Source organism: Halarchaeum grantii (assembly GCF_014647455.2).
GTDB classification, from domain to species: domain Archaea; phylum Halobacteriota; class Halobacteria; order Halobacteriales; family Halobacteriaceae; genus Halarchaeum; species Halarchaeum grantii.
Map to the genome: position 1 here is coordinate 150766 of NZ_BMPF01000001.1, position 25728 is coordinate 176493.

At 66.1% G+C, this 25728-nt stretch carries 20 protein-coding genes and 2 pseudogenes; 14 read left to right on the plus strand and 8 right to left on the minus strand.

Annotated features, from left to right (window positions below):
* Positions 1-3 precede the first annotated feature (3 nt).
* Positions 4-2259 carry an NADP-dependent malic enzyme gene (locus tag IEY12_RS00800; RefSeq protein ID WP_188876600.1) on the minus strand — a complete coding sequence of 752 codons (2256 nt, stop codon included), beginning with the start codon at positions 2257-2259 and terminating at the stop codon, positions 4-6.
* Between the two features lie 669 nt (positions 2260-2928).
* Between IEY12_RS00800 and IEY12_RS00805 the strand changes: the two genes are divergently transcribed.
* A complete protein-coding gene (locus tag IEY12_RS00805) occupies positions 2929-3585 on the plus strand; it encodes a hypothetical protein (RefSeq protein WP_188880321.1) in 657 nt (218 codons plus the stop codon).
* On the opposite strand, the gene aglJ is transcribed toward IEY12_RS00805, so the two are convergent.
* A complete protein-coding gene (aglJ, locus tag IEY12_RS00810) occupies positions 3582-4493 on the minus strand; it encodes an S-layer glycoprotein N-glycosyltransferase AglJ (RefSeq protein WP_188876602.1) in 912 nt (303 codons plus the stop codon). The genes IEY12_RS00805 and aglJ overlap by 4 nt on opposite strands.
* 191 nt (positions 4494-4684) lie before the next feature.
* On the opposite strand from aglJ, the gene IEY12_RS00815 reads away from it, so the two are divergent.
* The 7 genes and pseudogenes from IEY12_RS00815 to IEY12_RS15960 all read left to right on the plus strand — a co-directional run.
* A complete protein-coding gene (locus IEY12_RS00815) occupies positions 4685-5839 on the plus strand; it encodes a sugar phosphate nucleotidyltransferase (protein ID WP_188876604.1) in 1155 nt (384 codons plus the stop codon).
* A 2-nt stretch (positions 5840-5841) separates the two neighbouring features.
* A complete protein-coding gene (gene glmS / locus IEY12_RS00820) occupies positions 5842-7650 on the plus strand; it encodes a glutamine--fructose-6-phosphate transaminase (isomerizing) (protein ID WP_188876606.1) in 1809 nt (602 codons plus the stop codon).
* A gap of 145 nt (positions 7651-7795) precedes the next feature.
* Positions 7796-9259 carry an oligosaccharide flippase family protein gene (locus IEY12_RS00825; protein ID WP_188876608.1) on the plus strand — a complete coding sequence of 488 codons (1464 nt, stop codon included), beginning with the start codon at positions 7796-7798 and terminating at the stop codon, positions 9257-9259.
* Between the two features lie 63 nt (positions 9260-9322).
* On the plus strand, positions 9323-10690 hold the full coding sequence (locus IEY12_RS00830; RefSeq protein ID WP_188876610.1) for a sulfatase: 1368 nt from the start codon (positions 9323-9325) through the stop codon (positions 10688-10690).
* Positions 10626-10820: pseudogene (locus IEY12_RS15955) on the plus strand (hypothetical protein); the annotation flags it as partial. The gene IEY12_RS00830 and the pseudogene IEY12_RS15955, both read left to right, overlap by 65 nt.
* Positions 10821-10936: 116 nt before the next feature.
* Positions 10937-11356, plus strand: coding sequence for a hypothetical protein (locus IEY12_RS00840; protein WP_229870812.1), 420 nt, complete (start codon positions 10937-10939; stop codon positions 11354-11356).
* A gap of 3 nt (positions 11357-11359) precedes the next feature.
* Positions 11360-11563: pseudogene (locus IEY12_RS15960) on the plus strand (sulfatase-like hydrolase/transferase); the annotation flags it as partial.
* A 55-nt stretch (positions 11564-11618) separates the two neighbouring features.
* Here the strand turns inward: IEY12_RS15960 and IEY12_RS15690 are convergent.
* The gene (locus IEY12_RS15690) at positions 11619-11918 is read right to left on the minus strand and encodes a hypothetical protein (protein WP_229870814.1); all 300 of its coding nucleotides are present in this window, start codon (positions 11916-11918) and stop codon (positions 11619-11621) included.
* Positions 11919-12082: 164 nt separating this feature from the next.
* On the opposite strand from IEY12_RS15690, the gene IEY12_RS00850 reads away from it, so the two are divergent.
* Positions 12083-12961 carry a glycosyltransferase family 2 protein gene (locus IEY12_RS00850; RefSeq protein ID WP_188876616.1) on the plus strand — a complete coding sequence of 293 codons (879 nt, stop codon included), beginning with the start codon at positions 12083-12085 and terminating at the stop codon, positions 12959-12961.
* On the opposite strand, the gene IEY12_RS00855 is transcribed toward IEY12_RS00850, so the two are convergent.
* The 3 genes from IEY12_RS00855 to IEY12_RS00865 form a co-directional block, all read right to left on the minus strand.
* A complete protein-coding gene (locus IEY12_RS00855) occupies positions 12958-14169 on the minus strand; it encodes a glycosyltransferase (protein ID WP_188876618.1) in 1212 nt (403 codons plus the stop codon). The genes IEY12_RS00850 and IEY12_RS00855 overlap by 4 nt on opposite strands.
* 39 nt (positions 14170-14208) lie before the next feature.
* Entirely contained in the window at positions 14209-14511 is a 303-nt protein-coding gene (locus IEY12_RS00860) for a hypothetical protein (protein ID WP_188876619.1), read from the minus strand.
* 145 nt (positions 14512-14656) lie between these two features.
* Positions 14657-15784, minus strand: coding sequence for a glycosyltransferase (locus IEY12_RS00865; protein WP_188876621.1), 1128 nt, complete (start codon positions 15782-15784; stop codon positions 14657-14659).
* Positions 15785-16076: 292 nt separating this feature from the next.
* On the opposite strand from IEY12_RS00865, the gene IEY12_RS00870 reads away from it, so the two are divergent.
* Entirely contained in the window at positions 16077-17207 is a 1131-nt protein-coding gene (locus IEY12_RS00870) for a glycosyltransferase family 4 protein (RefSeq protein ID WP_188876623.1), read from the plus strand.
* Between the two features lies 1 nt (position 17208).
* Here IEY12_RS00870 and IEY12_RS00875 read toward each other — a convergent pair whose 3' ends face one another.
* Together IEY12_RS00875 and IEY12_RS00880 are read right to left on the minus strand one after the other, a co-directional pair.
* Entirely contained in the window at positions 17209-18144 is a 936-nt protein-coding gene (locus tag IEY12_RS00875) for an alkaline phosphatase family protein (RefSeq protein WP_229870816.1), read from the minus strand.
* A gap of 40 nt (positions 18145-18184) precedes the next feature.
* On the minus strand, positions 18185-19261 hold the full coding sequence (locus IEY12_RS00880) for a glycosyltransferase (RefSeq protein WP_188876625.1): 1077 nt from the start codon (positions 19259-19261) through the stop codon (positions 18185-18187).
* Positions 19262-19365: 104 nt separating this feature from the next.
* Between IEY12_RS00880 and aglF the strand changes: the two genes are divergently transcribed.
* The 4 genes from aglF to IEY12_RS00900 all read left to right on the plus strand — a co-directional run bounded on the left by aglF (position 19366) and on the right by IEY12_RS00900 (position 25725).
* Positions 19366-20076 (plus strand): UTP--glucose-1-phosphate uridylyltransferase AglF, encoded by a 711-nt coding sequence (gene aglF / locus IEY12_RS00885; RefSeq protein ID WP_188876627.1) that lies wholly within the window; start codon positions 19366-19368, stop codon positions 20074-20076.
* 275 nt (positions 20077-20351) lie between these two features.
* On the plus strand, positions 20352-21665 hold the full coding sequence (gene aglM / locus IEY12_RS00890) for a UDP-glucose 6-dehydrogenase AglM (protein ID WP_188876629.1): 1314 nt from the start codon (positions 20352-20354) through the stop codon (positions 21663-21665).
* A gap of 48 nt (positions 21666-21713) precedes the next feature.
* Positions 21714-24779, plus strand: coding sequence for an oligosaccharyl transferase, archaeosortase A system-associated (locus tag IEY12_RS00895; RefSeq protein ID WP_188876631.1), 3066 nt, complete (start codon positions 21714-21716; stop codon positions 24777-24779).
* A gap of 7 nt (positions 24780-24786) precedes the next feature.
* The gene (locus IEY12_RS00900) at positions 24787-25725 is read left to right on the plus strand and encodes a DUF368 domain-containing protein (RefSeq protein ID WP_229870820.1); all 939 of its coding nucleotides are present in this window, start codon (positions 24787-24789) and stop codon (positions 25723-25725) included.
* The last annotated feature ends 3 nt before the right edge of the window (positions 25726-25728 follow it).

Genomic DNA, 25728 nt, shown 5'->3' on the forward strand with positions numbered 1-25728 from the left:
TCCTCAGTCCTCTTGGGCTTCGACGACGGCGACGCTCGCGAGGTTCACGATGTCCTTGACCTCGTCGCCGCGCTGGATGACGTGGACGGGTTCGTCCATCCCGACGAGGACGGGGCCGACGGCCTCCGCGCCGCCGAGGCGCTGGAGGAGCTTGTACGCGATGTTCCCGGCTTCGAGGTTGGGGAAGACGAGGCAGTTCGCGGGCCCGTCGAGCTCCGCGAAGTCGTAGGTGTCCGCCAGGACGTCCTCGACGACGGCGGTGTCGGCCTGCATCTCGCCGTCCACCTGGAAGTCCACCGTCGGGTCGTCGTGGAGCGCCGCGACGGCGTCGCGGGGCTTCGCGGTACCCTCGTTTTCGACGCTCCCGAAGTCCGAGTAGGAGAGGAGGGCAGCCCGGGGTTCGACGTCGAACCTGCGCGCGAGGTTCGCGACGTGGCGCGTGATTTCGGCGAGCTCCTCGGCGCTCGGGTCGAGGTTCACCGTCGCGTCCGCGCAGAAGAGCACGCGGTTCTTGAACGTCAGCATGTAGACGCCGGCGACGATGTCCGTGTCGGGCGCGGTGCCGACGACTTCGAGGGGCGGGCGGAGCGCCGACGGGTAGTGGTTCGTGAGGCCGGTGAGGAAGGCGTCGACGTCGCCGGTCTCGAGCATCGCGCTCCCGAAGTAGTCGGTGTCGCGCGTGAGGAGTTCGGACGCCTCGCGCCGCGTGACGCCCTTGCGCTTGCGGAGGTCGTAGAGGCGCTCGGCGTAGCGCTCGGTCGCGCGCTCGGCCGGATCGACGACCTCCGGGTCGAAGTCGAGGCCGAGGTCGTCGGCGGCGGCCTCGACCGTCTCCGAATCCCCGAGGAGAACCGGCTCGGCGATGCCTTGGTCCTGCAGTTGGTAGGCGGCGCGGATCATCTTCTCGTCGTCGCCGTCACCGAGGGCGACGCGCTTCGGGTCCGTCTCGGCCTTGTTGAGGACGACGCGCATCATCTCCCGACTCTTGCCGAGGCGGGCCTCGAGGCGCTCGCGGTACGCCTCGAGGGCAACGCTATCGCGCGCGATGCCCTCCTCCATCGCGGCCTCGGCGACGGCGGGCGCGACCTCGAAGAGGACGCGCGGGTCGAGCGGTTTCGGGAGGATGTACTCGGGGCCGAACTGGAGGGGCTGGTCGCCGTAGGCCTTCACCACTTGGTCGGGCACGTCCTCGCGCGCCAACTCCGCGAGCGCGCGGGCGGCGGCGACCTTCATGTTCTCGGTGATGCCGGTGGCGCGAACGTCGAGCGCGCCCCGGAAGATGAACGGGAACCCCAACACGTTGTTCACCATGTTCGGGTAGTCCGAGCGCCCCGTCGCCATGATGACGGTGTCGTCGCGGGCGTTCTTCGCCTCCTCGTAGCCGATCTCCGGGTCCGGGTTCGCCATCGCGAAGACGATGGGGTCGTCCGCCATCGAACGAATCATCTCCGGGGAGACGATGCCCCCCACCGAGAGGCCGACGAGGACGTCCGCGCCCGCGACCGCGTCCGCGAGTTCGCCCTCCGGGACGCCCTGCGCGAACGGCTCGGCGTGCTCGCTCAACTCGCCGGCGTCCGCGCGCTCCTGCGAGAGGACGCCGTCGATGTCGCACATCGTGATGTTCTCGTGGGGGATGCCCAGCGACGCGTAGAACTTCGCACAGGAGACGGCCGCCGCGCCGGCGCCCGAGAACGCGACCTCGAGGTCCGCGAGGTCTTTCCCCGCGATTTCGGCGGCATTGAGGAGCGCCGCCCCGCTGATGATGGCGGTGCCGTGCTGGTCGTCGTGGAAGACGGGGACGTCCATGCGCTCGCGGAGGCGTTCCTCGATCTCGAAGCACTCGGGGGCCTTGATGTCCTCGAGGTTGACGCCGCCGAAGGTCGGCTCCATCGCCGCCACCGACTCGACGAAGGCGTCCACCTCCGAGTGCTCCAGCTCGATGTCGAAGACATCGATGTCCGCGAAGCGCTTGAACAGCACGCCCTTCCCCTCCATGACGGGTTTGGAGGCCTGCGCGCCGATGTCGCCGAGGCCGAGCACCGCCGACCCGTTCGACACCACCCCCACCAGGTTCCCCTTCGCCGTGTATTTGTAGGCGTCGTCCGGGTTCTCGTCGATCTTCCGGCACGGTGCGGCGACGCCGGGGGAGTACGCCAGCGAGAGGTCGCGCTGCGTGTTCGTCGGTTTCGTCGTCGCTATCTCCAGTTTTCCCGGGGGTTCGCGCTCGTGGTACTCGAGCGCGTCTTCGTCCAATCCCATACGGAACAGAGGGAGCGCAGGCGCAAAAAGACACCCGAGTGTTCCAGTATCGTCCTAGTCACTGGTGCTCGACACGCCACCAGAGAAGCACGACTACGAGCGTAACTCATACTCCCCGGAAGCGGTAGTCCCGATACCGAGAGTCGCTATCCATCGCTCAGTTGGTTTCATAATCGGAATACGCTCCGCAAGGCGGTCTCTGTGGCCTCCGGAGGTAGATTCTGTAGAGAGGGCTGTTCTCTCGACGTCGAGGGGAAGACGAGAACGCTCAGGAGCGTAGTGCTACGTCGCGTTCACGCCACTTCATGAGCCGTTGACGCGACGCCGAGAACTCCAAAACCGACAGACGGAGGGCGATTATGACTGCTGAAGGAGCGCTCTCTCGCCCGCTTCGACGAGAGCGACGCCGCCTATTCCCCTCCAAAGCACCGTTCAGGGCCCCTATCTACCAAGGAAGGTTCTTCAGACTCGGTTCCTAGGTAGACCGACAAGCCACGTTTACCGGGTTCTTGCGGGGATTCGTCTGAGTATGAATCCTGACTCGCCCTTCGTTTGCGACCAACTTCGCTTCATAATCAGCTCACGTCTATCGGTTTCATCGCGCTGGTGAATCGTGTCGCCGCTGGCCGAACGCTCTTGGTCCTGCCGCACGAATTCCCGAACATGCCGATGCGCGCCGACGACCCCGCCGACGAGCTCGAGGAGCACGGCCAATTCGCTGGTGGGACGACGTGGCTCGCCCACCCGGAAGAGGCGATGGCGCGCGCGAGCCACATCCTCGACACGGACGCCGGCATCCTCCTCGTCGACCCCGTGGACGCCCCCGGACTCGACGAGCTGGTGAGCGAGTTCGGTGATGTCGCGGGCGTCGTCCTCCTCCTCGACCGCCACGAACGCGACTGCACCGCCGTCGCAACGCGCCACGACGTCCCCGTCTATCGGCCCTCCTTCCTGACGCGTGACGTCGGCGTGCAGACCGACCCGTTCAGCGGCACGCTCCCCGGCACCGACTACAGCCTCATCCGCGTCCTCGACACGCCGGTCTGGAACGAGGCCGCGCTCTTCGACGGCGAGACGCTCGTCGTCCCCGAGGCCGTCGGCACGGCGGAGTTCTTCCGCGGCACCGACGAACGGCTCGGCGTGCATCCTGCTCTCCGGCTCACGCCGCCGAGCGCGCTTCGGGGCCTCCGCCCCGAGCGCGTCCTCGTCGGCCACGGCACACCCGTCCACGAGGCGGCCACGGACAGCCTCCGCTACGCGCTCGCGCACTCCCGGCGGAACGCGCCCGGCGTCTTCGCGAAGGGCCTCCTGAGCGCGCTGCGCTAATCCCGGTTCTCGAGGCGCCGCAGCTGCTCGCGGTGGAGCGTCACGAGCAGGTCCGAGAGCACGCCGAACATGAGGAGCTGGATGCCGAGCAGCACGGTGAACGCCGCGAACAGCGCCATGATGTTGTGCGAGACGCCAACGGTGACCCACTCGACCGCGACGTAGAGTGCAGTCACGAACCCGACGAGCGTCGACCCGGCACCGACGCTCCCGAAGTAGAAGAGCGGGTTATTCGTCTTCGCGAGCTTGTAGAGCGCGAAGATGATGCGGGCGCCGTCGCGGAACGGCCGCAGGTTCGTATCTGATTCATCCGGTCGATCAAGGTACGTGATGTCGACGACGCGCGTCTGGATGTCGTGTTTCGCGCACTCGACGGCCATCTCCGTCTCGATGGCGAACCCGTCCGCCGTGAGGTGCATCCGCTCGAAGGACTCGACGGTGAACGCGCGATAGCCGCTCAGGATGTCGCGGAAGTCGTGGCCGTGGATGAAGGAGAACGACCGATTGATAATCGAGTTCCCGACACCGTTCAGCGTGCTCATCGCGCCGTCCTCCATCTCCGCGAACCGGTCGCCGATGACGTGCTCGGCGCGCCCCTCGAAGAGCGGTTCGAGCATCGCGTCCGCGTCCTCGGCGCGATAGGTGCCGTCGCCGTCCAGCATCAACACGTACGGCCGTTCGACGTGCTCGACGCCCTCTCGAACCGCCTGTCCCTTCCCCGCGCCGGACTGCTCGACGACGCGCGCACCGTGCTCGCGCGCTATCTTGCGCGTCCCGTCCGTCGAGTGCCCGTCGACGACGAGGACCTCGTCGAAGCCCCTGTCGTGAAAGGCCTCGACGACCCCGCCGATGGTCTCCGCCTCGTCGAGCGTCGGGATGAGGACGCAGACGTCTGAGTAATCCGGCATTGGATACGCCTGGGTCTGTCGGGAGCAAAAACCTCCCGTCTTCGATCCCCAACCGACCACGGGGTTTTAGCTCCGGGACGCCGTCTCGCCGGTATGGTTTCGCTCACGTCCGGTGGCACGAACCGCTCGGGCTCCTCGGGTCCAATCGACCCGGGACGATCCGCGCGGGTGACTCGGAAATTGATTCAGTCATGAAGGCCATGATTCTGGCGGCGGGCGAGGGGACTCGCCTGCGGCCGCTGACCGAGGCGCGCCCGAAGGCGATGCTCCCGGTGAGCAACCGCCCGATCCTCGAGCACGTCGTCGAGGCCGTCGCCGAGGCGGGCATCGACGACCTCGTCCTCGTCGTCGGCTATCGCCGCGAGCGCATCCAGAGCTACTTCGGCGACGGGGACCGATGGGACGTCGACATCGAGTACGTCGTGCAGGAGAAACAGCTCGGCACCGGCCACGCCCTCCTTCGGGCCGAGGAGCACGTCGAGGGGCCGTTCGTCGCGCTGAACGGCGACCGCATCGTCGAGGCCGAGGACGTCGCGCGCGTCGTCGACACGCTGGAGGCGAGCGGCGAGACGGCGCTCGGTGTCGCGAACGCCTCCCGCCCGAGCGACTACGGCGTCGTCAGCCTCGAGGGGGAGACCGTCGTCGACATCGTCGAGAAACCGCCGCGTCATGCGACGCACTCGGAGGTCGTGAACGCCGGGCTCTACGGCTTCACTCCCGACATCTTCGCGGCGCTTCGGGAAACCGAGACGGACGGCGAACTCGGCGTCACGGACGCCCTCGAACGCCTCGTCACCGAGGGGACCGTCGCCGCCGTCCGACTGCGGGGGCAGTGGCTCGACGTCTCCTTCCTCTGGGGGCTCCTGCGCGTGAACGCCCAGGTCATCGAGGCGTCGACGGCGGACTCCGCGCGCGTCTCTGAGGCCGCGTCCGTCGTCGGTGACGTCGCACTCGGTGCCGACACGCGCGTCCGACCGGGCGCGCGCGTCCTCACCGGGACGGCGCTCGGCGACAACGTCGACGTCGGCGCGAACGCCGTCGTCTCGAACGCCGTCGTCCTCCCCGACGCAACCATCGGCGACGGCGCGGTCGTCCGCGACGCCGTGGTCGGCGCGAACGCCACCGTTGGCGCGAACACGACCGTCGAGGGCGGTGACGCGGACGTGACGGTGAGGGACCGCGTCCACGAGGGCGTCCGCCTCGGCGCGGTCGTCGGCGACAACACCAGCGTCGGCGGTGCGGCGACGCTCGCGCCCGGGACGGTCGTCGGGAACCGCGCGGACGTCGAGACGGGGTCGCACGTCGACGGTCGCATCGAGAGCGACGCGGTCGTCCGGAGGGCCTGACGATGTGCGGAATCGTCGGCTACGCCGGCCACCGCGACGCCCTCCCGCTGCTCGCGGGCGGCCTCTCGAACCTCGAGTATCGCGGCTACGACTCCGCCGGAATCGCACTCTGCGCGGGCGACGACGTCACCGTCTACAAGACCGTCGGGGAGGTCGACGCCCTGCGCGAGACGCTCCCCGAGTCCTCGGAGGCCACCGTCGGCATCGGCCACACGCGCTGGTCGACGCACGGCAAGCCGACGGACGGGAACGCCCACCCGCACACCGACTGCACGGGCGAGATCGCGGTCGTCCACAACGGCATCATCGACAACTACGACGCGCTGAAGGCGGAGCTCGAAGCCGAGGGCCACACCTTCGCGAGCCAGACGGACACGGAGGTCGTCCCGCACCTCGTCGAGGCCGAACGCGCGGCCGGAAAGGGCGTGAAGGCGGCGTTCGAGAGCGCGGTCGCGCGCCTCGAGGGGAGCTTCGCGCTCGCGATGGTCGCGGGCGACGGCGAGGAGATCTACCTCGCGCGACGGGACTCCCCGCTCTGCGTCGGCCACGGCGACGGCGAGACGTTCGTCGGGAGCGACGTCACGGCGTTCCTCGAGCACGCCCGCGAGGTCACCTACCTCGAGAACGGCGACATCGCCGTCGTCACCCCGGACGGTATCACCGTCGAGCACGACGGCACCCCCGTCGAGCGGCCGGTCGAGCGGATCGAGTGGGAGGCCGACGCCGCCGAGAAGGGGGGGTACGAGCACTACATGATCAAGGAGATCCACGAGCAGCCGCACGCGCTCCGGCAGGCGCTCTCCGGGCGCGTCGGACACGGGAGCGTCGACCTCGACGTCGACCTCCCCGAGGAGTACGTGCGCTCGCTCGAGGAAATACAGGTCGTCGCCTGCGGGACCTCACACCACGCCGGCCTCTACGCCGCGCGCCTCCTCGAGTCGCACGCGGACGTCCGCACCACGGTCCACGTCGCGAGCGAGTACGGGTTCACGGGCGGCCGCGACCCGAGCCGGACGCTCGTCGTCGCCGTCACGCAGAGCGGCGAGACCGCCGAAACGCTCGGCGCGCTCCGCGACGCCGCCCGCGTCGGCGCGCGCACGCTCGCCGTCACGAACGTCGTCGGGTCCTCGGTCGCGCGGGCGGCCGACGAGTCGCTCTACATCCGTGCCGGCCCCGAAATCGGCGTCGCCGCGACGAAGACGTTCGTCTCACAGGTCGCGACGCTCGCGCTCCTCGCCGTCCACGTCGGCCGCGAACGCGGCGTGCTCTCCGCGGCGGCGGCGAGCGAGCTGCTCGGTGACGTCCGGGGGCTCCCCGGCGCCGTCCAGCGCGCGCTCGACGCCGACCAGCAGGTGCGAGACGTCGCCGAGGCGTACGCCGACTCGGAGGCGTTCTTCTTCATCGGCCGGTACTTGGGGCACCCCGTCGCGCTCGAGGGGGCACTGAAGCTCAAGGAGATCAGCTACGACCACGCCGAGGGCTTCCCCGCCGGCGAGCTCAAGCACGGCCCGCTCGCACTGGTGACGGAGGAGACACCGGTCATCGCCGTCCTCACCGAGGGCGCGCGACCCGACGAGACGCTGAACAGCGTCAAGGAGGCCGAATCGCGCGGCGCGCCCGTCATCGGCTGTCACTCCGACGGCCACGGCGAGAAGTTCATCGACGCCGCCTTCGAAGTGCCCGCGCTCGGGGAGATGGAGCCCCTCGTCGCGAACGTCTACATGCAACTCTTCGCGTATCACGTCGCGAACCGCAAGGGGCGCGCCATCGACAAGCCGCGCAATCTCGCGAAGAGCGTGACGGTGGAGTGAGTGGAGACGTAGCACGCCACATCCGGTCAGTTGTCGCCCCTGATCCGGCCATTCTTGAGATGTGATGGTACTGAGTGATGACCCCCGTCACTAAACCGCGAGCTGATATCCAACGTTTCATGCATGAGGTCACGTAATTACGCCTATGTCTGACGGGGGCAACGAACAGTTCGTCAACATCCGTAATCAGGCGACACTGTCGATAATCGGCACGTTCGTCGATGCTGCGGTGAGCTTCGTCGGACTCGTTCTCTTTGCAAACGTCCTCGGAGCCGGTGGTCTCGGACGGTTTTACTTGCTCCTTGCAGTCGTTAGAGTCGCCCGGTTCCCGATCGGCGGTATAGGCAACGCGGTGATGAAGCGGGGGAGCGAACTCGACAACGACCCAGCGGCCTTCCTCGGTGGTGGGATCGCGTACGCTGCCGTGTACGCGACCGCGATTGGAGCGGTGCTCCTCGCGCTCCTCTCCGTCTTCCCCGGCGTCATCCCCTACGATACGCCGCTCGTCGTAACGGCATTCGCCCTGTTCGCCATTGAGCTGTTCTATTATCTCTCGCTCGACGCCTACCGGAGCTACGGGAAGACCGGATACGCGGGGCTCACCGACAACGCCCTCGGTATCCTCGAGACGGCGCTCCAAATTGCCCTGCTCCTCGCTGGTTTCAACGTCCTCGGGCTCCTTGTCGGGACCGCTGTGATGACTGCGCTCGTCGCAGCCGCGCTCCTCGCGTTCTCGGTTGTGGGCGTAGTCCGCCCGACCGAGGAAGTGCTCGCCTCGATCTGGCGCTACGGTCGCTGGTCTGTAGTGACGTCGGGACTCAGCAACGCGTACAGTCGTCTTCCACTCCTCCTCGTCGGTGCCGTCCTCGGTGACGACGTCGCCGGCTACTACACGTCTGCGAACCGCCTGCTCGTCCTCGGGAGCCACGTGGCGTCGAGCATCGCGCCCGCACTGATGGTCCGTGCGAGCTCGTCCGGCCTCGAGAGCGCATCCAGCCTCCCGGACCTTCGGATCGCGCTCCGGTACGCCACCGTGCTTGCGATACCGATGCTGCTCGGGAGTCTCCCGCTCTCCAACGATCTCATGGTCACCGTCTTCGGGCCGACGTTCTCAGGGACGGGCCCGGTCCTCGTCGGCCTCGCAGTCTACCACGTCGTGAACACGTACGACGTAGTGGTTTTCTCTTTCTTCGACGGTATCAATCGGCCGGAGAATGCGACGAAGGCGACGGCCGTCGCGCTCTCCGTCCTCACCGTCATGAGCGTTATCGCCGTCTTCCGCGTCGGTTTACTCGGCGTCGTCGCGGCCGTCATCCTCTCTCACCTCGTACGTCTCCTTGTTGGAGAGTGGATGCTGTACGCGGCTTTCAAGCGCGTCGTGGTCCCGCGAGATGTCGTCCGCCAACTCGTCGCGGGCGGCCTCATGTGGGCGGTCGTGGTCGCCCTCCACCGCTACGTGCCGATCACAGGCTGGTTCCACCTCTTAGCCGTTGTCGGCGTTGGCGCCGCCGTTTATGGCGCTGTCCTCCTCGCGCTTGACGAGTACCTTCGGGAGATGGTACAATCCGTACTTAGTGACGCGTTCGTGATCGCCGGATTCGGGGCATAGAACACGTGACGGTGCACGAACGGTACAAGAACCTTTTTTGCTGGCGCCTCGGATATTCGGCCAATGAGTAGCGATACACCGAACGTACTGTTGGTGATCTTGGACAGCGCTCGCGCGCGGAACACGAGCTTCCACGGATATCACCGTCGAACAACGCCATTCCTCGATTCGTTCGCCGATTCCGCGACCCGTTACACGCAGGCACGTGCGCCGGCGGGATGGAGCCTTCCCAGTCACGCCAGTATCTTCACCGGTGCGTTACCACAGGAGCACGGCGTGAACGCCCTCGGCACGAAGCTCGACGACGACACGTCCGTATTCGAGTGGTTGTCCGATGAGGGATACGCGACTGGGCTATTTACCGATAACACGTACCTGACGGACCTGGATACGGGACTCTCGAACGGCTTCGACGTAGTGCTCAACGATAAGGACCCCTTCCCCTCCGGAATCTCCCCCGCGGCGTTTGCCGAGGAGGAAGGGACCGATCGCGTTGCGTTCCTCCGCGCTGCTATTGAGAGTGATGCGCCCGTACCATCGCTCCTGAACGGCGCCACGTGGATGCTGAAATGGCACGTCCCTCAGTTGACGGCTGGCGCCGTCTTCACGCGTGGGTTCACGTACGCCGAGCACTTCGCGGAGTGGCGCGAAACTACTGACGGCCCATGGGCGGCCTGTGTCAATCTCATGGACACGCACGTCCCGTTCCGTCCGGACGACGAGTACGACGAGTGGGCGAGCGACGACACCCGCTCGGCCCGCAAGAGCGTTGCCGAGGATGACGTCGGCGAGGGCGAGGAGTGGAAGTACGCCCTCCAGCAGAACCGCTACGACGGGACGATCCGACAGGCGGACGCGGTCATCGAACGCATCGTCGACAGCCTCCGATCGGCCGGCGAACTCAACGAGACGCTCGTCGTCATCACCGCCGATCATGGTGAGGGGTTCGGTGAACGAACCCCCGTCACGGGGGATCTTGCGACGGGGCACGGGGATGGAACGTCGGAGAGTCTCCTACACGTTCCACTCGTGGTGCGCGCGCCCGGCCAGCACGACGGTACTGTGATCGAGAACCCAGTCGGTCTCGTCGACTTTCCGGACGTCGTTCGTACGGTCGTTGATGGTGGCTCTCCCGACTTCGACACCGATCGGACCGTGTTCGCGGGGGGCCTCACGGATGGTGACGCTGTGGATGTCGCGTACGAGCGTCACGAGTCGGTCGGCGTCTCGAAGTACGTTCGCATCGGCGATAATGCGTGGACAGTTCACGCGCCAGACCCGCGCGTCAACTACCTCCACGACGAGGGCGCACCCACGAGCGTCGTCGAGGAGATGGCGTCGCTCTCTGACGCGGGAGTGGCCCGAGATGCGGACGTGGCGGTCTCGGAGGCGGCACACCAACAGCTCGAAGCGCTCGGTTACACGAAGTGAACCCCTGGACACGATACCCATCACCGTTGACGCACTACGCCCCGGCCACCTCTCCCAGTACGGCTACGAGTGGGAGACGATTTCCGTTCTCGACGACTTCCTTGACGAGGGCGCGACGCGCTTCCAGAACGCGTTCGCGAACGGAACAAACACGGGTATCTCGCGCCCCTCAATGCTCACCTCGCGCTATCTCGGGGACTGGCCGACAGCCGACGGCCGCCCGTCGCGAGCGTGCTCCCGGACGACGTGGCGACCGTCGCACTCCACTCGAATACCTACTTCGCGGCCCGCATCGGCGAACCCGCGGGATTCGATGTCTTCGATGATTTCGATGTCGGCGCGATCAAGGAGTCGACGCGCTCACTAGCCCACCGCGTGTTCCGGAAGACGATGGACGCTGTCTGGCCGACCGTCGAGCGCCTCGGCCTCCGCGAAACGGCCGAAACCGTCCAGCGAGCGGTCGGCCTGGTTCATCACGAGTCGACGGCGTACGAGATGGCCGAGCGAACGACCGATCGGGTGCTCAACCCCGTCGACGACATCGATAGCGACCTCTTCCTCTGGGTGCACTACATGGACCCGCACCGCCCGTTCTATATGCATCTCGACGACCCCGCGTACACGGACGAGCGACTTACACCGGACGAGATCCACGAGCTGATGTAGAAGGTGGGGATCAACCCGGAGGAGACAACAGAGGAGGAACGGCGGCTCCTGATCGGCCTCTACGACTCCGAGTTACGCTACGCGTCCGGAGAGGTACGTCGACTGATCGACGGCCTCCGGTCGCGGAGCAGCTGGGACGACGCGAACGTGATATTCACGGCTGACCATAGTGAGGAGTTCGGCGGTCACGGCTACTACTATCATCGGGACCGACCGTACGACGAACTCTTGCACGTCCCGATGCTCGTGAAGGGCCCTGACATTACTGGGGGGGACGGTCATCGAGCGGCGGGGGCTTATCGACCTCACCCCGGCGATCTGGGGCTGGTACGACGCGCCACGTCCGAACGGGTTCCTCGGCGAACCGCTCCTCGAAGGCGACGAGCGCCGCGTCGTGGCCACGGGGTCGTTCAGTAATCCCATCCCCGTCGTCGCTGGACGGTGGGACGGCCGGAAGTACATTGAGGCGGGCGATGACCACGACCTCTACGACCTCACCGTCGACCCCGACGAGCGATAGAACCGCGCGGACGCGGAACCCGATCACACGGTCGAGTTCCATACGCTATTCCCGAACGGCTCTTCGATGAGGACCACAGAGCCGTTCCGACGGCCCCGAGCGTCTCGCCGACCTCGGCTATCTCAAGTAAGATCAGGGGCAGCGAAACACCGATTATCGACCGGTGGCAATCACGGGCAATGTCGGCGCCTCAGTACACTGTCGCGATGAGTAACTACAATATGGTGGAGACTATCGAGATGTCCGTAACGAGCGTCGTCGAGCAACTCGACGACCGCTTCGAGGTGGTGGTTATCGACGACGGGTCGACGGACGGGAGCGTCGAGATACTCGAACGCCTCGAGGCGGAGTACGACAGACTCCGCGTGTGTTACGACGCAGACAACGATAACCTCGCGGAGGCCCGAAACCACTCCTTCGAGGAGGCGCGCGGCAACTACGTCCTCGCGTCACTCGACACGGACGACCAGTACACGCAGTGTATCCGGGAGTTCGTCGACCTCTACCACCAGTTCGAGGTAGGCTTCGACGGCGATTTCTTCCTTCTCGGAGTCGGCCTCTACATCGCACCTCGGAACCTGCTGCTCGATGTGCCGTACCGCTCTCTCGGCTACGGCGAGGACCGGGACTTCTTCCGCCGTCTCATTGCGAACGGGTCGCTACTGAGCCTCGAACACCGCAACGTCGAATACTCGCTCGGTTACGACCGCTCTCTCCGCGAGCGCTTCGAAGTCGGCTTCGAGACGATGGCCGTTCAGTTCCAGAGCGGTCTCCACTTCTGGCCGTACGTTCGGTGGGCGTGCGAGGAGATCCGCGAGGAGGGCGGACAGGAACTCGAGTGGTATCGTGGTCTCGCGCATCTCGTGCTCGCGCCGTTCGCCTATCTCCGATCCCTACGTGGTCCGCACTACGAGGCGCCACCGGAGTTCACGGACATCGGCCGCTACAAGGAGGCGGTTCGACGGACCCACATGACGGCTGAGGAGATGGCGGACTACCTCGGCGTCGAGTTGGACTGGGAGGCCGTCGGGCCGCGTGGCCGCGCGATATTCGACGTGGACGAGGCCGGTATTATCATCGACTAGAACGGCCCGAAATCCTCGATGATCCGCTCGTGGAGCGCCCGCGACCCGGCTTCCCATGTGTATTCTTCGGCGGCGAGCAGTCGGGCTGCTCGCCCGATGTCGCGACATCTCTCGGGGTCGGAGGCGAGCGACGCGATAGTGTCAGGGAACGCGTCGAGGCCGGCGACAACGAGTTCCGCGCCGTCCGCGGCGTCGATCCCGCGCGCGCCGAACGGCGTGGAGACGACGGGGAGACTCCGCGCGAAGAAGTCGATCAGTTTGATGTTCGTTCCGCCCCCGGAAAGCATCGGATTCAACGCGACATCTGCGGCATCGAGGTGCGCCTCGAAGCCATCCTCGACGTACCCCGTCACGGTGACGTTCGCCGGGAGGTCGCGTCCAGAGAGGGCGTTCCCGACGCCGCCGAGGATCAGGAAGTGAACGGGCGGCGTGGTGTCGCGCATTCGATCGGCGATGTCGACGACCGCGTGGGCAGCCTCCGCGTTCGGCTCGTAGTTGCTCCCCATGAAGACGCAGACGGTCGCGTTCGCCGGGATACCGTGCGAGCGCCGGCACCCGCGCGCGGCAGAGGAGTGCGGACGATGCTCGCGGATGTCGCTCTCGTAGGTGCCGTTCGGGACAACGATGACGGGTCCGCCCGGGTCGTACGTCTCGCGGTAGACGCGCGCATCTCGCTCGCTCGTACAGACCACGAGGTCCGATCCCTCAACGGAGCGGCGTTCGAGCGCGGCGACGCGGCGTTCGACGCGGTCCTCGAAGAGTGGCTGATCTATGTCTCCGAAGCGCTCCATCTCGACGTTGTGGCTGGAGAAGACGACGGGCGTCGAGTCGTCGACGGCGTCGAGGACGTAGGGCGTCTGCCAGGGTTCGCGCGCGAGGACGACATCCGCGTCGTCGAGCATCCCGGGAAGCCCATCGTTCGCGAGTGAGAGCGCGCGGCCCGCGAGGAGGTTCGGGTAGCCGAGCAGCATCGGCGACTTCACCACTTCGTGAAGCGGGTGTAAGTGGCGGTACTCGTCGTAGCCGTCCGCGATTCGGACGTTTCGGCGGAGGTCGAGCGACTTGTACATCGCGGGCGATCCGCCCTGACAGTACCGGACGACGGTGTCGCCCGCCGCCGGAAACTCCTTCACGAGGCCATGCGTGCGGTGGTCTCCTCCCATCTGCGGCGGATACGTGACGTAGGGGGCGACCTGGCAGAGGTGCACGCGTTATACGCGGACGATAACGGGCTTATTCGTACCGGTCTACCGGTAACCGAGCGCTTCGAGGTGGTCCTCGACACTCTCGCTTGTGTCCATCTTGAGGACGTCGCCGCTGAGCAGGGGGACACTGGGGAACGACGCCGCGTCGGCAACCTCGCACATCTCGTCCGTGACCGTGCCGTCCGCGTCCTCGCTCCCGTCACGTCGGCGGACGAGCCATCCGTCGTCGGCCGTGACGCGGAGCGCGTTGTTCGACTTCGTGACGACGGCCCCGTCCGCGGCGTCGCCGTACCGTGCGGGTACGCCTTCTGAAAGACGCAGAATCCCTCGTCGAACGTCTCTCAAGACTATGGGAGACAGTCGGCCAAGAACCGATCCGCGCGAAACGCGTCCATCGAGAGCAGCACTGTCCGGGCTATGGTTCCCCGTTGGGGCGCCCCCCGTTTTATAGACTCAGAGACAGTTTCAAACTTCTCTCAACTATCGCTGGCTACTCCTCTGCGTTCACGAACCGCTTTTCACCCTCGAAAACGACCTCCCGCAGCCCCTCGGCAAACGCTTCGTAGCGGTACTGGTCGCCGTGTTGTCGTATCGTCTCGGCGTCGAAGTCCGCGGGATCGAACTCCCCGACCGTTGCGCGTAGCGACTCGACCGTCGGGTCGAACGTGAGTCCTGTGACCCCCTCCTCAACCTGAGACGCCGTGAACCCCTCGTCGACGCCGAGGAGGGGTTTACCGGCCATCATTGCTTCCGCACCGACGAGTCCGAAGTCCTCCTGTATGGGCGCGTAGACCACCGCAGTGGCGTTCGCGACGAGCGACTCGATGTCGTCGACGAACCCACGTATCTCGACGTTGTCGTGTCCGGCAGCGATCGACTCGAGCCGTTCGCGTTCTTCGCCGTCACCCGCGACGACGAGGCGGTCCTCAAGGCCGGAAAAAGACTCCACGATCAGGTCGATCCGCTTCTCGCTATCAAGACGCGACCACGTCACGAAGTAACCATCGTCACCTTCGTTGCGCCAGTCGCCCGTCACGGGTGGGTAGACGACCTCGGCGTCGCGGCCGTAGTAGCGCCGGATGCGGTCGCGGATCACCTCCGAATTCCCGACGAACGTATCCACGTAGTCGAGCGCCTCCTTATCGAGCGCGCGCCAGATCTTCGCGTACGCGCGGGCTGCAAACCCGACGCCGGGGTAGTTGAGGTCCGTCATCCGACTCCGGAAGAGATCATAGAGCCACCGCGGCGGACTGTGCGGGTAGTGGACGACGCGCTGGTCGGCCGCCGGGACGTAGTACTTCGAGAGCGGCCCGCTCTCGAGGAGAACCTCGTAGGCCTCAAGTTCGGCAACGCCCTCCGTCATGTCGATCCCGACACTCGCGGACTCGAAGGGGTTCATCCCGCCGTTCCGCCAGTCGAGGAGGCGGCCGCTCAGCCCCGTCGTGTACTTCGACTGGCGCATCGCGTACACCTCGACGTCGTCCGGGACGTCAACGTCGTCTGCGACATACATCGTGTATATCGGTGCGTTGAGGACGCGTGCGGCCTCAATGGCGAACGTCTCGCTTCCCCCAATCGTTGGGAAGCGGTCGTGGAGCACGGCGACATCGTCCGTCATGACCGCGGCTTGTGACACCACGGCCTTAACCGTGCCTGTCGGGGGTCGTCATCCGCACAGCGTTCCGAGATGTCGCCGATCTTCCCCACTGAGGCACGACGTATCGCGGTCGCACGCGCGCTCGGCGACCGCCCCGGAAGACAAGCAAGCGCTCCAGCGTCTCCGCCATGTTGAGGTTCACATCGCCACGCTACACGCCAACATCGTTCACAGTTCCGTTCGTCGGTGGTTTAACCCTGTTTATGGATATGAGAAGGGAATACCTATGTGTCGCGTGAGAGAACAACGGACGATGCGAGTCGGGGTCATCACACCGCGATATCCGCCGACGATGCGGGGCGGCGGCGAGGTCAGCGTCCAGTTGCTCGCCGAGCACCTCGCCGCCCACGACGACGTGACGTCCCTCCGCGTCTTCGCCTTCGACGGTGCGGACGAGACGACCCGCCAGGACGGCGTCGTCGTCCATCGCGTCGCCGACGTGCTCAACCGGGTACCCGAGGTGGCGAATATGCAGGCGGTGCTCGCGCTCCGCGAGTACGCGGAGGAGGTTGCGGCATGCGACGTCCTCCACGCCTACAACATGGCGCTCAATCCCGTCGCGGGCTACCTCTCCGAGCGTCACGGGGTCCCAGGCGTCGCGACGCTAAACTCCTACGACGTTCTCCCGAAGGCTGCGTTCGGCGTTCAGCCGAAGCCGAGTCGCCACGCCTACGAGGTGCTCGCGATGCCGACGACCGGCCGCGTCCTCCGGTCGTACATGCGCCGTCTAGACCGATTCGTCACGCTGAGTGAGGCGAGCGCTGCGGTCTATCGGCGAAACGGCTTCGGCGACGCCAGCTTCAGCGTCGTACCGAACATGCTTGATCCGTCTTTTGACCCGCCCGAACGCCGCCCCGATGGCAATGGCTACGAACTCCTCTACGTCGGGAGCCTTATTCCCGAGAAGGGCGTTGAGTCGCTCGTACGCGCCGTCTCCGACCTTCCCGGGGACACGTCCCTGACTGTCGTCGGCGACGGCCCCGAGGACGACTCCCTCCGTCAGCTCGTTGCATCGCTCGGCATCACGGACCGCGTGACGTTCACGGGCCGCGTCCCATACGACCGCGTCCGCGATCGGTACGCGACGGCGGACGTCTTCGTTCACCCCGGGGTCTGGCCGGAGCCGTTCGGCCGGACGATACTCGAGGCCATGGAAACCGGCCTCCCGGTCCTCGTCTCCGACATTGGTGGGCCCGCCGAAGTCATCGATGACCGCCTCTGCCGGTTCGCCCCCGGGACGCCGAGCGCCATCGTTGAGGCCGTTGGCCGACTCCGCGGACGCGAGGATTCCGTCGGCGCGCACAACCGCGAACGCGTCCGCGAACGGTACGCGCCCGAGCGCATCACCGCGGAGATGCTTGACGTCTATCGGTCGGTCCAGTAGGTCAGACGTAACCGAGGTTCTGGAGGCGCTTTTCGACGGTTTCCGACGTCGCCTTGTCGACGTCGGCTGGACGTTCGAACGTCGGTTCGTACTCGCCCGTGTCCGTCGCCTCTGTCTCCACCCACGGAACACGGCGCACCGCTCCGATCGGACACCCCGGCGGGTGACCATAGACGTTCCACTCCCCGAAGGAATTCCCGTGGTCGGCGGAGATTACGACGCGCTCGGCGTCAAGGTTCGAGAGCAACACTACCACGTCGTTGAGCACGTATCGCAGATTCGCGAGGTAGGAATCCCACGCGCGTTCGCGCGATAGTTCGCCTGCCGCCAGGCGATCCCAAACGGAGTGCCATCCCTCCCCAAATGTCTCGATATCGATACCGGAGCCGATCGGGTCGGGGACACTCGGAAAGTGGGGTTGCATGTAGTGAACGAGCAAACGCTCGCAGTCGCTCGAGCGCCCCGCCGCGACCGCTCGATCCGTGACGTGCCGCGCGGGGACCGTGCCCACGCCTTCGTCCCATCCGTATGTCCACACCTCGTCGACGTCCACGAACGCGTCCGAATCGACCTGGCCTTCGCTAAATGGATTCGCTGTCACGTACGCCGTCCGACGGATCTCGTCGGTATATGCCTCCGTGAAGTTCGTGCGCATCCAGTCCTTCGACGCGCTCGCGGTCGAACGGATCGAGGGAATCTCATCTGGGAGGAACTCGTACTCGGACGTAACGGCCGCGAGCGCGTCAACCCGGCAGGCGTCAAGCAATACGAGTGCATCCCACTCGCGTTCGTACACCGGCGTCTCTCTGGGGTCATACGGCAGTGCGAGGCGGCCGAGTTGGCGCGCGACGTCCTGTACGCTCAGTGAGACGGCAGGGCCGAACCCCTCCTCACGGACGACGCGAGGACGGGCTGCGAGCCATGATGAGAGATCCATCGACCACGTGTTGAACCGCACTGCGTAAATACGACCCGAGTCAGCGGGCGGTCACGCACTCGTAGATGTCGGCAACCCGTTCACCAATCGGTCCCCAGTTGAGCGACTCGGCGCGCAGCATCGCGTCCTCACGCATCGAAACGAGGTCTGCATTGCACGCGTCCGTTAGGACGTCTTCGAGCGGCTCGTCGGGGTCGTAGACGATCCCCGCGTTCTCGCCAACGAGGTAGTCGTTGCACCCGATATCGGGTACGATCGGCGGGCACCCGAAGGAGAGAGAGGACACCACGCTGCCGGACGTGAGGACGTCGCGGAATGGGAAGACGGCAGCGTCGGCGGCATTGAAGTACGTCTGGAGGTCGTCGTCCGGGATAAATTCGGCGACGAGCGTGACGTCGTCGCAGTTGCCGACGACTTCCTCAAGGTGTCGTCCGTAGCGCTCTGACGCCGGATTCCCCGCGACAATTAGGTGCGTGTTCGGCGCATTCAATCGCTCGAACGCGTCGACGAGTCCCTCGACGCCCTTGTACGGGCGGAGGTTCCCGAAGAAGAGGAAAGTCGTCTCGTCGTCGAGCGACAGCGTCTCGCGTGCCTCCTCGTGCGAGATGTCGTTCGCGTAGTCCCCGATGTAGTTCCCGTGCGGGACGACGTGGAACTTCTCTCGGTGGCACTCGGCCAGCCCGTACGTCTCGATGAGGATATCCTCAGAACGGGGACAGTGGACGAGAACCGAATCGGCGGCGAACGAGACGAAGAGTCGGCGGTAGACTCGATGGTATGTGGGCCAGTCGACGTCGTGTGGGACCACGTTATGCGCCGTCCAGATGAGCGAGAAGCCGAGAAGACGGAGAAGGAGGACTTCAAGCGCAAACGCGACGCTCTTCACCGCCGTCTCAGCGAGGTTGTCGCCGTAGTAGAACGCGTGGAGCCAGTGGAGGTGAACGACATCCGCGTCGTTCCCGCGGGCCGCGCGGAGGGCCGCGAACAGACCGGGACCATCTGGGTCGATTAGCGTCGTCGAGACACCCGCATCCTCTAGTGCATTAGCAAGGTCACGCTGGTAAGGGTTCTCCGGGCCTGCGTCCGGGAGGTGCACTGCCGAAGGATCGGTCGTCATACCCAAGGGTACACGGCACCGCGCAAAAACGTAGTGTTCGCTGGTACGGTTCCACCCACGCGTAGTGAGTGAATTTTAACCTCCCCGCGTCCAAGTTCCTGCCTATGCAAGCTGTCGTGCTCGCCGCGGGCGAAGGGACCCGCCTCCGGCCGCTGACCGAGGATAAACCGAAGGGACTCGTCGAGGTCGATGGCCGGCCGATCCTCACGCACTGCTTCGAGCGGCTCGCGGAGCTCGGCGCGGACGAACTCCTCGTCGTCATCGGCTACAAGAAAGAGCAGATAATCAGCCACTATGGCGACGCGTTCGAGGGGATTCCGATCACGTACGAGCACCAGCGCGAGGCGAACGGGCTCGCGCACGCCCTCCTCACGGTTGAGAACCACATTGATGGCGATTTCATGCTGATGCTTGGCGACAACGTATTCGCGGCGAACCTCGCGGACGTCGTTGACCGACAGCGCGAGAACCGTACGGACGCCGCGTTCCTCGTCGAGGAGGTTGGGTGGGACGAGGCGGGCCGCTATGGTGTCTGCGTGACGAACGACTACGGCGAGATCACCGAGGTCGTCGAAAAGCCTGATGACCCCCCCTCGAATCTCGTAATGACGGGCTTCTACACGTTCAGCCCAGCGATCTTCCACGCGTGTCACCTCGTCCAGCCGTCAAACCGCGGCGAGTACGAGCTCAGCGAAGCGATCGATCTCTTGATCCGCTCTGGACGCACCATTGACGCCGTTCGCCTCGACGGCTGGCGCCTCGACATCGGCTACCCCGAGGACCGCGACGAGGCAGAGCATCGCCTCACCGAGTAGCGATAGTCCGTTGATGGCAGCTATCTCTCCGAGTTGCTCACCATACGCGGCGAGCTAAATGCTCTTCAAGACGGAGGCCGCCGACGGCGATATGGAATGCTGGGGGCTCCGACACCCTCGATATTCGGACGCTCGTGGATGTCGTTCGTAAGACACCCGCGACGGCGTCTCCTCGTTCACCGGCTAGTGCTGGGTTCTCATCACTCCCGATTCTCTCGCCATGGACGCGTGACAGACGCGTGTTTCATATGTCGGGCCGGTCTATGGTTCAGCAAATGTATCTCTCCGTCATCGGTTCCGGTTACGTCGGCACCACTATCGCAGTGTGTTTCGCGGAACTCGGGCACGACGTGGTGAATGTCGATATCGACCAGGAGACGGTAGAGACGCTGAACGGCGGTGAAGCCCCGATCCACGAGGACGGTCTCGCGGACCTTGTCGCCGAGCATGCCGGCCCCAACGGGACAGGTCGACTCCGCGCGACGACAGACTACGAGGCGATCCTCGAAACGGAGGCGACGTTCCTCTGTCTGCCGACACCGCAGCGCGACGACGGGAGCATCGACCTCTCTATCATGCGGGCGGGCGCGGCGTCGCTCGGCGAGACGCTCGCGGCGAAGGACGACCGACACACCGTGATTGTGAAAAGCACGGTCATCCCGCGCTCGACGACGGACACCATCGCCCCGACAGTCGCGGACGCCGCGGGGAAGACGATCGGGGCCGATCTCGGCGTCGGGATGAACCCCGAGTTCCTTCGCGAAGGGAGCGCCGTCCGCGACTTCCTCAACCCGGACAAAGTCGTCCTCGGCGCGGACGATGAGCAGACGCGCGATGTAATGGCAGCTGTCTTCGAGCCGCTCGTAGAGCGCGCGGGCAACCCAGCGGTCGTTGAGACGGACACGAAGACGGCGGAGATGATCAAGTACGCGAACAACGGCTTCCTCGCGACAAAGATATCACTGATCAACGATATCGGGAACGTGTGCAAGGAGTTCGGCATCGATGCCTACGAGGTCGCGGACGCCATTGGCCTTGACGACCGGATCGGCGAACAGTTCCTCCGCTCCGGACTCGGGTGGGGCGGGTCGTGCTTCCCGAAGGACACAAACGCGATCATCGCTGCGGCGAAGGCCGAAGGATACGACCCCACGATGCTGGAGGCGGCGGTCGAGGTGAACGAGCATCAACCGAAGCGCCTTCTCGAACTCCTTGACGCGCACGTCGACGTCGCGGGTAAACGCGTCGCGGTCCTCGGCCTCGCATTCAAGCCTGGCACCGACGACGTCCGAAACTCCCGAGCGGTGCCCGTCATCGAGAGGTTGGCTGCTCGCGGCGCGGAGATCGTCGCGTACGATCCGGTCGCAATGGAGAACATGCGGGCGCTCGACCCGGACGCGGACATCGCGTATGCGGACTCGGCGGCTGACGCGCTTGACAGGGCGAACGCGTGCGTCGTCGTCACGGACTGGGACGCGTTCGCAACGCTCGACGAGGAATTCGAGCGGATGGCCGAACAGGTGGTCGTCGACGGACGGCGAGTCGTTGAACCGCGCCGGGGAATGACGTACGAGGGGCTCACCTGGTAGCTCCCCACTTCACAAGGCTTATCCTCACTTTCCGTGTCGTCAGACGTAATGAGCGATGATAGTGAACAGTCCGGCGATCCCTCCATCGCCGGGCGTCCGGTCCTCGATATAGCGGCGGACTGGTATCACGTTCCCGTGATTGCCCTCCTCATAGCGTTCATGGCGTGGGTGCGTGCACAGTCCTGGCAGGCGTTCGTCCGGAACGGCGAGGTGTTCTTCGGCGGGAACGACCCGTGGTACCACTATCGGAGCACGATGTACGTCGTGCGTCACTGGCCGGCGACGATGCCGTTCGACCCGTGGACGCAGTTCCCGACGGGGATCAGCGTCGGCCAGTTCGGCACACTGCTCGACCAGTTGATGGCGACGGTCGCCCTACTACTCGGTCTCGGTAGCCCGAGTCAGCACACCGTCGCGATGACCGTGCTGTTCACGCCTGTCGTCGTCGGGGCTCTCGTCGTGATCCCGACGTACTATCTCGGGAAGCGCCTCGCCGGCCGTTCGGCTGGCGTCATCGCGGCGCTCGTTCTCGCCGTCCTTCCCGGGATGTTCCTCCAGCGCAGCCTCGTCGGTACCGCCGACCACAACATCGCCGAACCGCTCTTTCAGGCGTCGGCGGTCGCCGTACTCCTCGTTGCCCTCCACGTCGCCAAGCGCGACCGCCCCGTCTGGGAGCAGGTACGCGCACGCGAGTGGGGCGCGCTGAAACCTGTCCTCGGCTGGAGCGCACTCGCCGGGATCGCGACCGCGCTCTACATGTGGGTGTGGCCGCCGGGCGTCCTCCTCGTCGGTATCGCCGGCGTCTTCTTCCTCCTGAAACTCGCGAGCAACCACTACAACGGTCGGAGCCCCGACCATCTCGCGTCCGTCGGCGCGACGAGCATGAGTGTCGCGGGCGTCCTCTTGCTCGTTCCCTTCGATACAATCGCGTTCTCACCGTCGCGTTTCTCCCTCCTCCAGCCGGTTGCGGCGCTCGGCGTCGCCGCCGCCTGTGTCTTCCTCGCGTGGCTCTCCCGGACCTTCGAGGCGCGCGACCTCGACCGCTCGCTCTACCCACTCTCCGTCCTCGGCGCCACCGTCGTCGGCGCGGGCGTCGTCTCCGTCGTCCTCCCTGACGTCTTCTCCATGGTCGCGTCGAACTTCATGCGCTTCGTCGGCTTCGACGCGAACGCCGCCCAGCGAACCATCGGGGAGGCCCAGCCGTGGCTCGGGAGCCTCTCGCGTTACGGTGGCTCTCGCTTCGCGCTCTTCTTCAGCTCCTACGGCCTCGCGTTCTTCGCGATGCTCGCGGCGCTCGCGTGGCTCCTCTGGCGGCCGTTCTACGACAGCGATAGCGACCGCGAGCGGTGGTTCGCCGTCGTCGCGTTCGTCGGCACCACGGTCGTAATCGCGGTGCCCGGCCTCCTCCCGACGGTCGCGGGCAACGTCGGCCTCCCGCCGACGCTCACCGGCCTCGTGCTCGTCGGCGGCCTGCTGTTCGCGTCGCTCGTCCTCGGCGACCACGCGGCGGAGAAGTCGCTCGTCGTCGTCTGGACGCTCTTCCTCATCGCGGCGGCGTTCACGCAGGTGCGCTTCAACTACTACCTCGCGGTGCCGGTCGCCGTCCTCAGCGGCTACGCGGGGGCGAGCGTCCTCCACTCGGAGTACGTCGACCTCGGGTCGGCTCGCGACGCCCTCCAAGACGTCGAGGCGACGCAGGTCGTCGCCGTCGTCGCCGTCCTCCTGTTGCTCGTCGCGCCGCTCACGATGTCCGTGACGCTCAGCACGCCGCAGGGGCAACTCCAGACGAGCACGGCGTCGCAGGTCGGCGCGTCCGCGAGCCCCGGGTCGGTCCTCGCGTGGAACCCGATGCTCCAGTGGATGCAGAACAACACGCCCGAGGAGGGGAACCTCGGTGGCACCGGGAACGCGGACCAACTCGAGTACTACGGGACGTACCAGCAGACGAGCGATTACGACTATCCGGACGGGAGTTACGGCGTGATGAGCTGGTGGGACTACGGGCACTGGATCACGGTGCTCGGCGAGCGCATCCCGAACGCCAACCCGTTCCAGGGTGGCGCGACGTACGCCGCGAACTACCTGCTCGCGCAGAACGAGACGACGGCGAACCAGATACTCGACTCGAGGGGCGACGCCAGCGAACGCACGCGCTACGTCGCAGTCGACTGGCAGATGGCGTCCGTCACCTCGAAGTTCTCCGCGCCGACGGTGTTCGCCGAGAACGTCTCCGCGTACGACTTCTACCACCCGCTCTATCAGGGGAACCGGTCGGCCGGCTACAGCGTCCGGACGTACGCGCACACGCAGAACTACTACGACTCGATGATGGTCCGGCTCTTCCGCTATCAGGGCTCGTCGATGAGCCCCAGCGGCTACGTCCTCGACTGGGACTCGACGGCTGGTGACGCCGGGCAGTTCTACGTCGCGGACAGCAGCACGCAGGTCGTCAAGCAGTTCAACTCGACCGAGGAAGCCCGCGAGTACGTCGCGAACGACTCGACGTCACAGCTCGGCGGCATCGGGCGCTACCCGAGCGAATACGTCCCCGCGCTCGAGCACTATCGGCTCGTCGGGCTGAGCGACCAGGCGATCTCCTACCAGCAGCGCCTCAGCGGCTCGTACTTCCAGGAGCTCCCCTACTGGGCGAAGCTCTACGAGCGCGTCCCCGGCGCGACGGTGCAGGGCACCGGCCCCGCGAACACCACCGTCACCGCGAGCGTGACGATGGAGGCGACGCAGGTCGGCCAGAACTTCACCTACACCCAGCGCGCACAGACCGGCCCCGACGGCGAGTTCACGATGACGCTCCCGTACTCGACGACCGGCTACGACGAGTACGGCCCGGAGAACGGCTACACGAACGTCAGCGTGCGCGCCGAGGGCCCCTACCAGTTCAACGCCGTCGAGGGCTCCGGGATGAACAACCAGACCTACTGGACGGACACGGCGAACGTCTCCGAGGGACAGGTGAACGGTGCGACCGACACCACGGTGCAGGTGTCGCTCGAACAGCTCACGCTCCAACCGCAGACCGACTCCGGGAACACGAGCGCGTCCCTCTCGGAACCGTCCGCCGTGACGACGGTCGCGTCGACCGAGCGGGCGGGCTGATCCCGCGATGAGTGTCCGCGAGTGGCTCGGCGTCTATCTGCGCGGCGCCGCGATGGGTGCGGCGGACGCCGTTCCCGGCGTCTCCGGCGGGACGATCGCGCTCATCACGGGCATCTACGGGCGCCTCGTCGCCGCCATCGCGAGCCTCGACCCGCGCGCGGCGCTCGCGCTCCTCGGCCCCGCCGTCCGCTCGCCCTTTGACGCCGACGCGCGCGCGACCGTCCGCGACGAACTCGTCCGCATGGAGGTCCCCTTCCTCGTCGTGCTCGGTGTCGGCCTCCTCTCCGCAGTCATCACCGTCGCGAACCTCGTGCAGTACTTCCTCGACGCGCATCCGGTCGCGACGTACGCCTTCTTCTTCGGGCTCGTCCTCGCGTCCGTGCTCGTGCTCGCCGGTGAGGTGAACCTCGGGACGCCGCGCCGCGTCGCCGTCGCCGCCGGCGGGTTCGTGCTCGCGTTCCTCGCGAGCGGCCCCGCGCAGAGCCAGCTCCCGACGAACCCCCTCGTGACCTTCCTCGTCGGCGCGCTCGCGATCTGTGCGATGGTTCTCCCCGGCGTCTCGGGCTCGCTCATCCTCCTGACGCTCGGGCAGTACGACCGGATGACGGGCGCCGTCCACGGGACGACCGCCGCCGTCCTCGCGGGCGACGTGGGCGCGGCGACCGCCGCCGGGGCGACGCTCGTCGTCTTCTCGCTCGGCGCGTTCGTCGGCCTCCTGACGTTCGCGCGCGTCGTCGCGTGGGCGCTCGAGCAGTATCACGCGGCGACGCTGACGTTCCTCGTCGCGCTGATGGCGGGCGCGCTGCGTGCGCCGATCCGCCTCTCGTTCGCCGACGTCGGGACGCTCGACGCCGGCGTCGCGCTCGCCTTCCTCCTGCCGGCGCTCGTCGGTGTCGCGCTCATCGTCGCGCTCGAACGCGTCGGCGGCGGCGTCGTCCTCGACTGAGCG

Excerpts from the sequence above, each read along its gene's own strand:
- IEY12_RS00880 (WP_188876625.1), bottom strand. The coding sequence starts at position 19,261 with ATGACGACCGATCCTTCGGCAGTGCACCTCCCGGACGCAGGCCCGGAG.
- IEY12_RS00805 (WP_188880321.1), top strand. The coding sequence starts at position 2,929 with ATGCGCGCCGACGACCCCGCCGACGAGCTCGAGGAGCACGGCCAATTC.
- IEY12_RS00815 (WP_188876604.1), top strand. The coding sequence starts at position 4,685 with ATGAAGGCCATGATTCTGGCGGCGGGCGAGGGGACTCGCCTGCGGCCG.
- IEY12_RS00875 (WP_229870816.1), bottom strand. The coding sequence starts at position 18,144 with ATGGATCTCTCATCATGGCTCGCAGCCCGTCCTCGCGTCGTCCGTGAG.
- aglM (WP_188876629.1), top strand. The coding sequence starts at position 20,352 with ATGTATCTCTCCGTCATCGGTTCCGGTTACGTCGGCACCACTATCGCA.
- IEY12_RS00870 (WP_188876623.1), top strand. The coding sequence starts at position 16,077 with ATGCGAGTCGGGGTCATCACACCGCGATATCCGCCGACGATGCGGGGC.
- IEY12_RS00825 (WP_188876608.1), top strand. The coding sequence starts at position 7,796 with ATGTCTGACGGGGGCAACGAACAGTTCGTCAACATCCGTAATCAGGCG.
- aglF (WP_188876627.1), top strand. The coding sequence starts at position 19,366 with ATGCAAGCTGTCGTGCTCGCCGCGGGCGAAGGGACCCGCCTCCGGCCG.
- aglJ (WP_188876602.1), bottom strand. The coding sequence starts at position 4,493 with ATGCCGGATTACTCAGACGTCTGCGTCCTCATCCCGACGCTCGACGAG.
- IEY12_RS00800 (WP_188876600.1), bottom strand. The coding sequence starts at position 2,259 with ATGGGATTGGACGAAGACGCGCTCGAGTACCACGAGCGCGAACCCCCG.
- IEY12_RS15690 (WP_229870814.1), bottom strand. The coding sequence starts at position 11,918 with ATGGAACTCGACCGTGTGATCGGGTTCCGCGTCCGCGCGGTTCTATCG.
- IEY12_RS00895 (WP_188876631.1), top strand. The coding sequence starts at position 21,714 with ATGAGCGATGATAGTGAACAGTCCGGCGATCCCTCCATCGCCGGGCGT.
- IEY12_RS00865 (WP_188876621.1), bottom strand. The coding sequence starts at position 15,784 with ATGACGGACGATGTCGCCGTGCTCCACGACCGCTTCCCAACGATTGGG.
- IEY12_RS00900 (WP_229870820.1), top strand. The coding sequence starts at position 24,787 with ATGAGTGTCCGCGAGTGGCTCGGCGTCTATCTGCGCGGCGCCGCGATG.
- IEY12_RS00850 (WP_188876616.1), top strand. The coding sequence starts at position 12,083 with ATGAGTAACTACAATATGGTGGAGACTATCGAGATGTCCGTAACGAGC.
- IEY12_RS00830 (WP_188876610.1), top strand. The coding sequence starts at position 9,323 with ATGAGTAGCGATACACCGAACGTACTGTTGGTGATCTTGGACAGCGCT.
- glmS (WP_188876606.1), top strand. The coding sequence starts at position 5,842 with ATGTGCGGAATCGTCGGCTACGCCGGCCACCGCGACGCCCTCCCGCTG.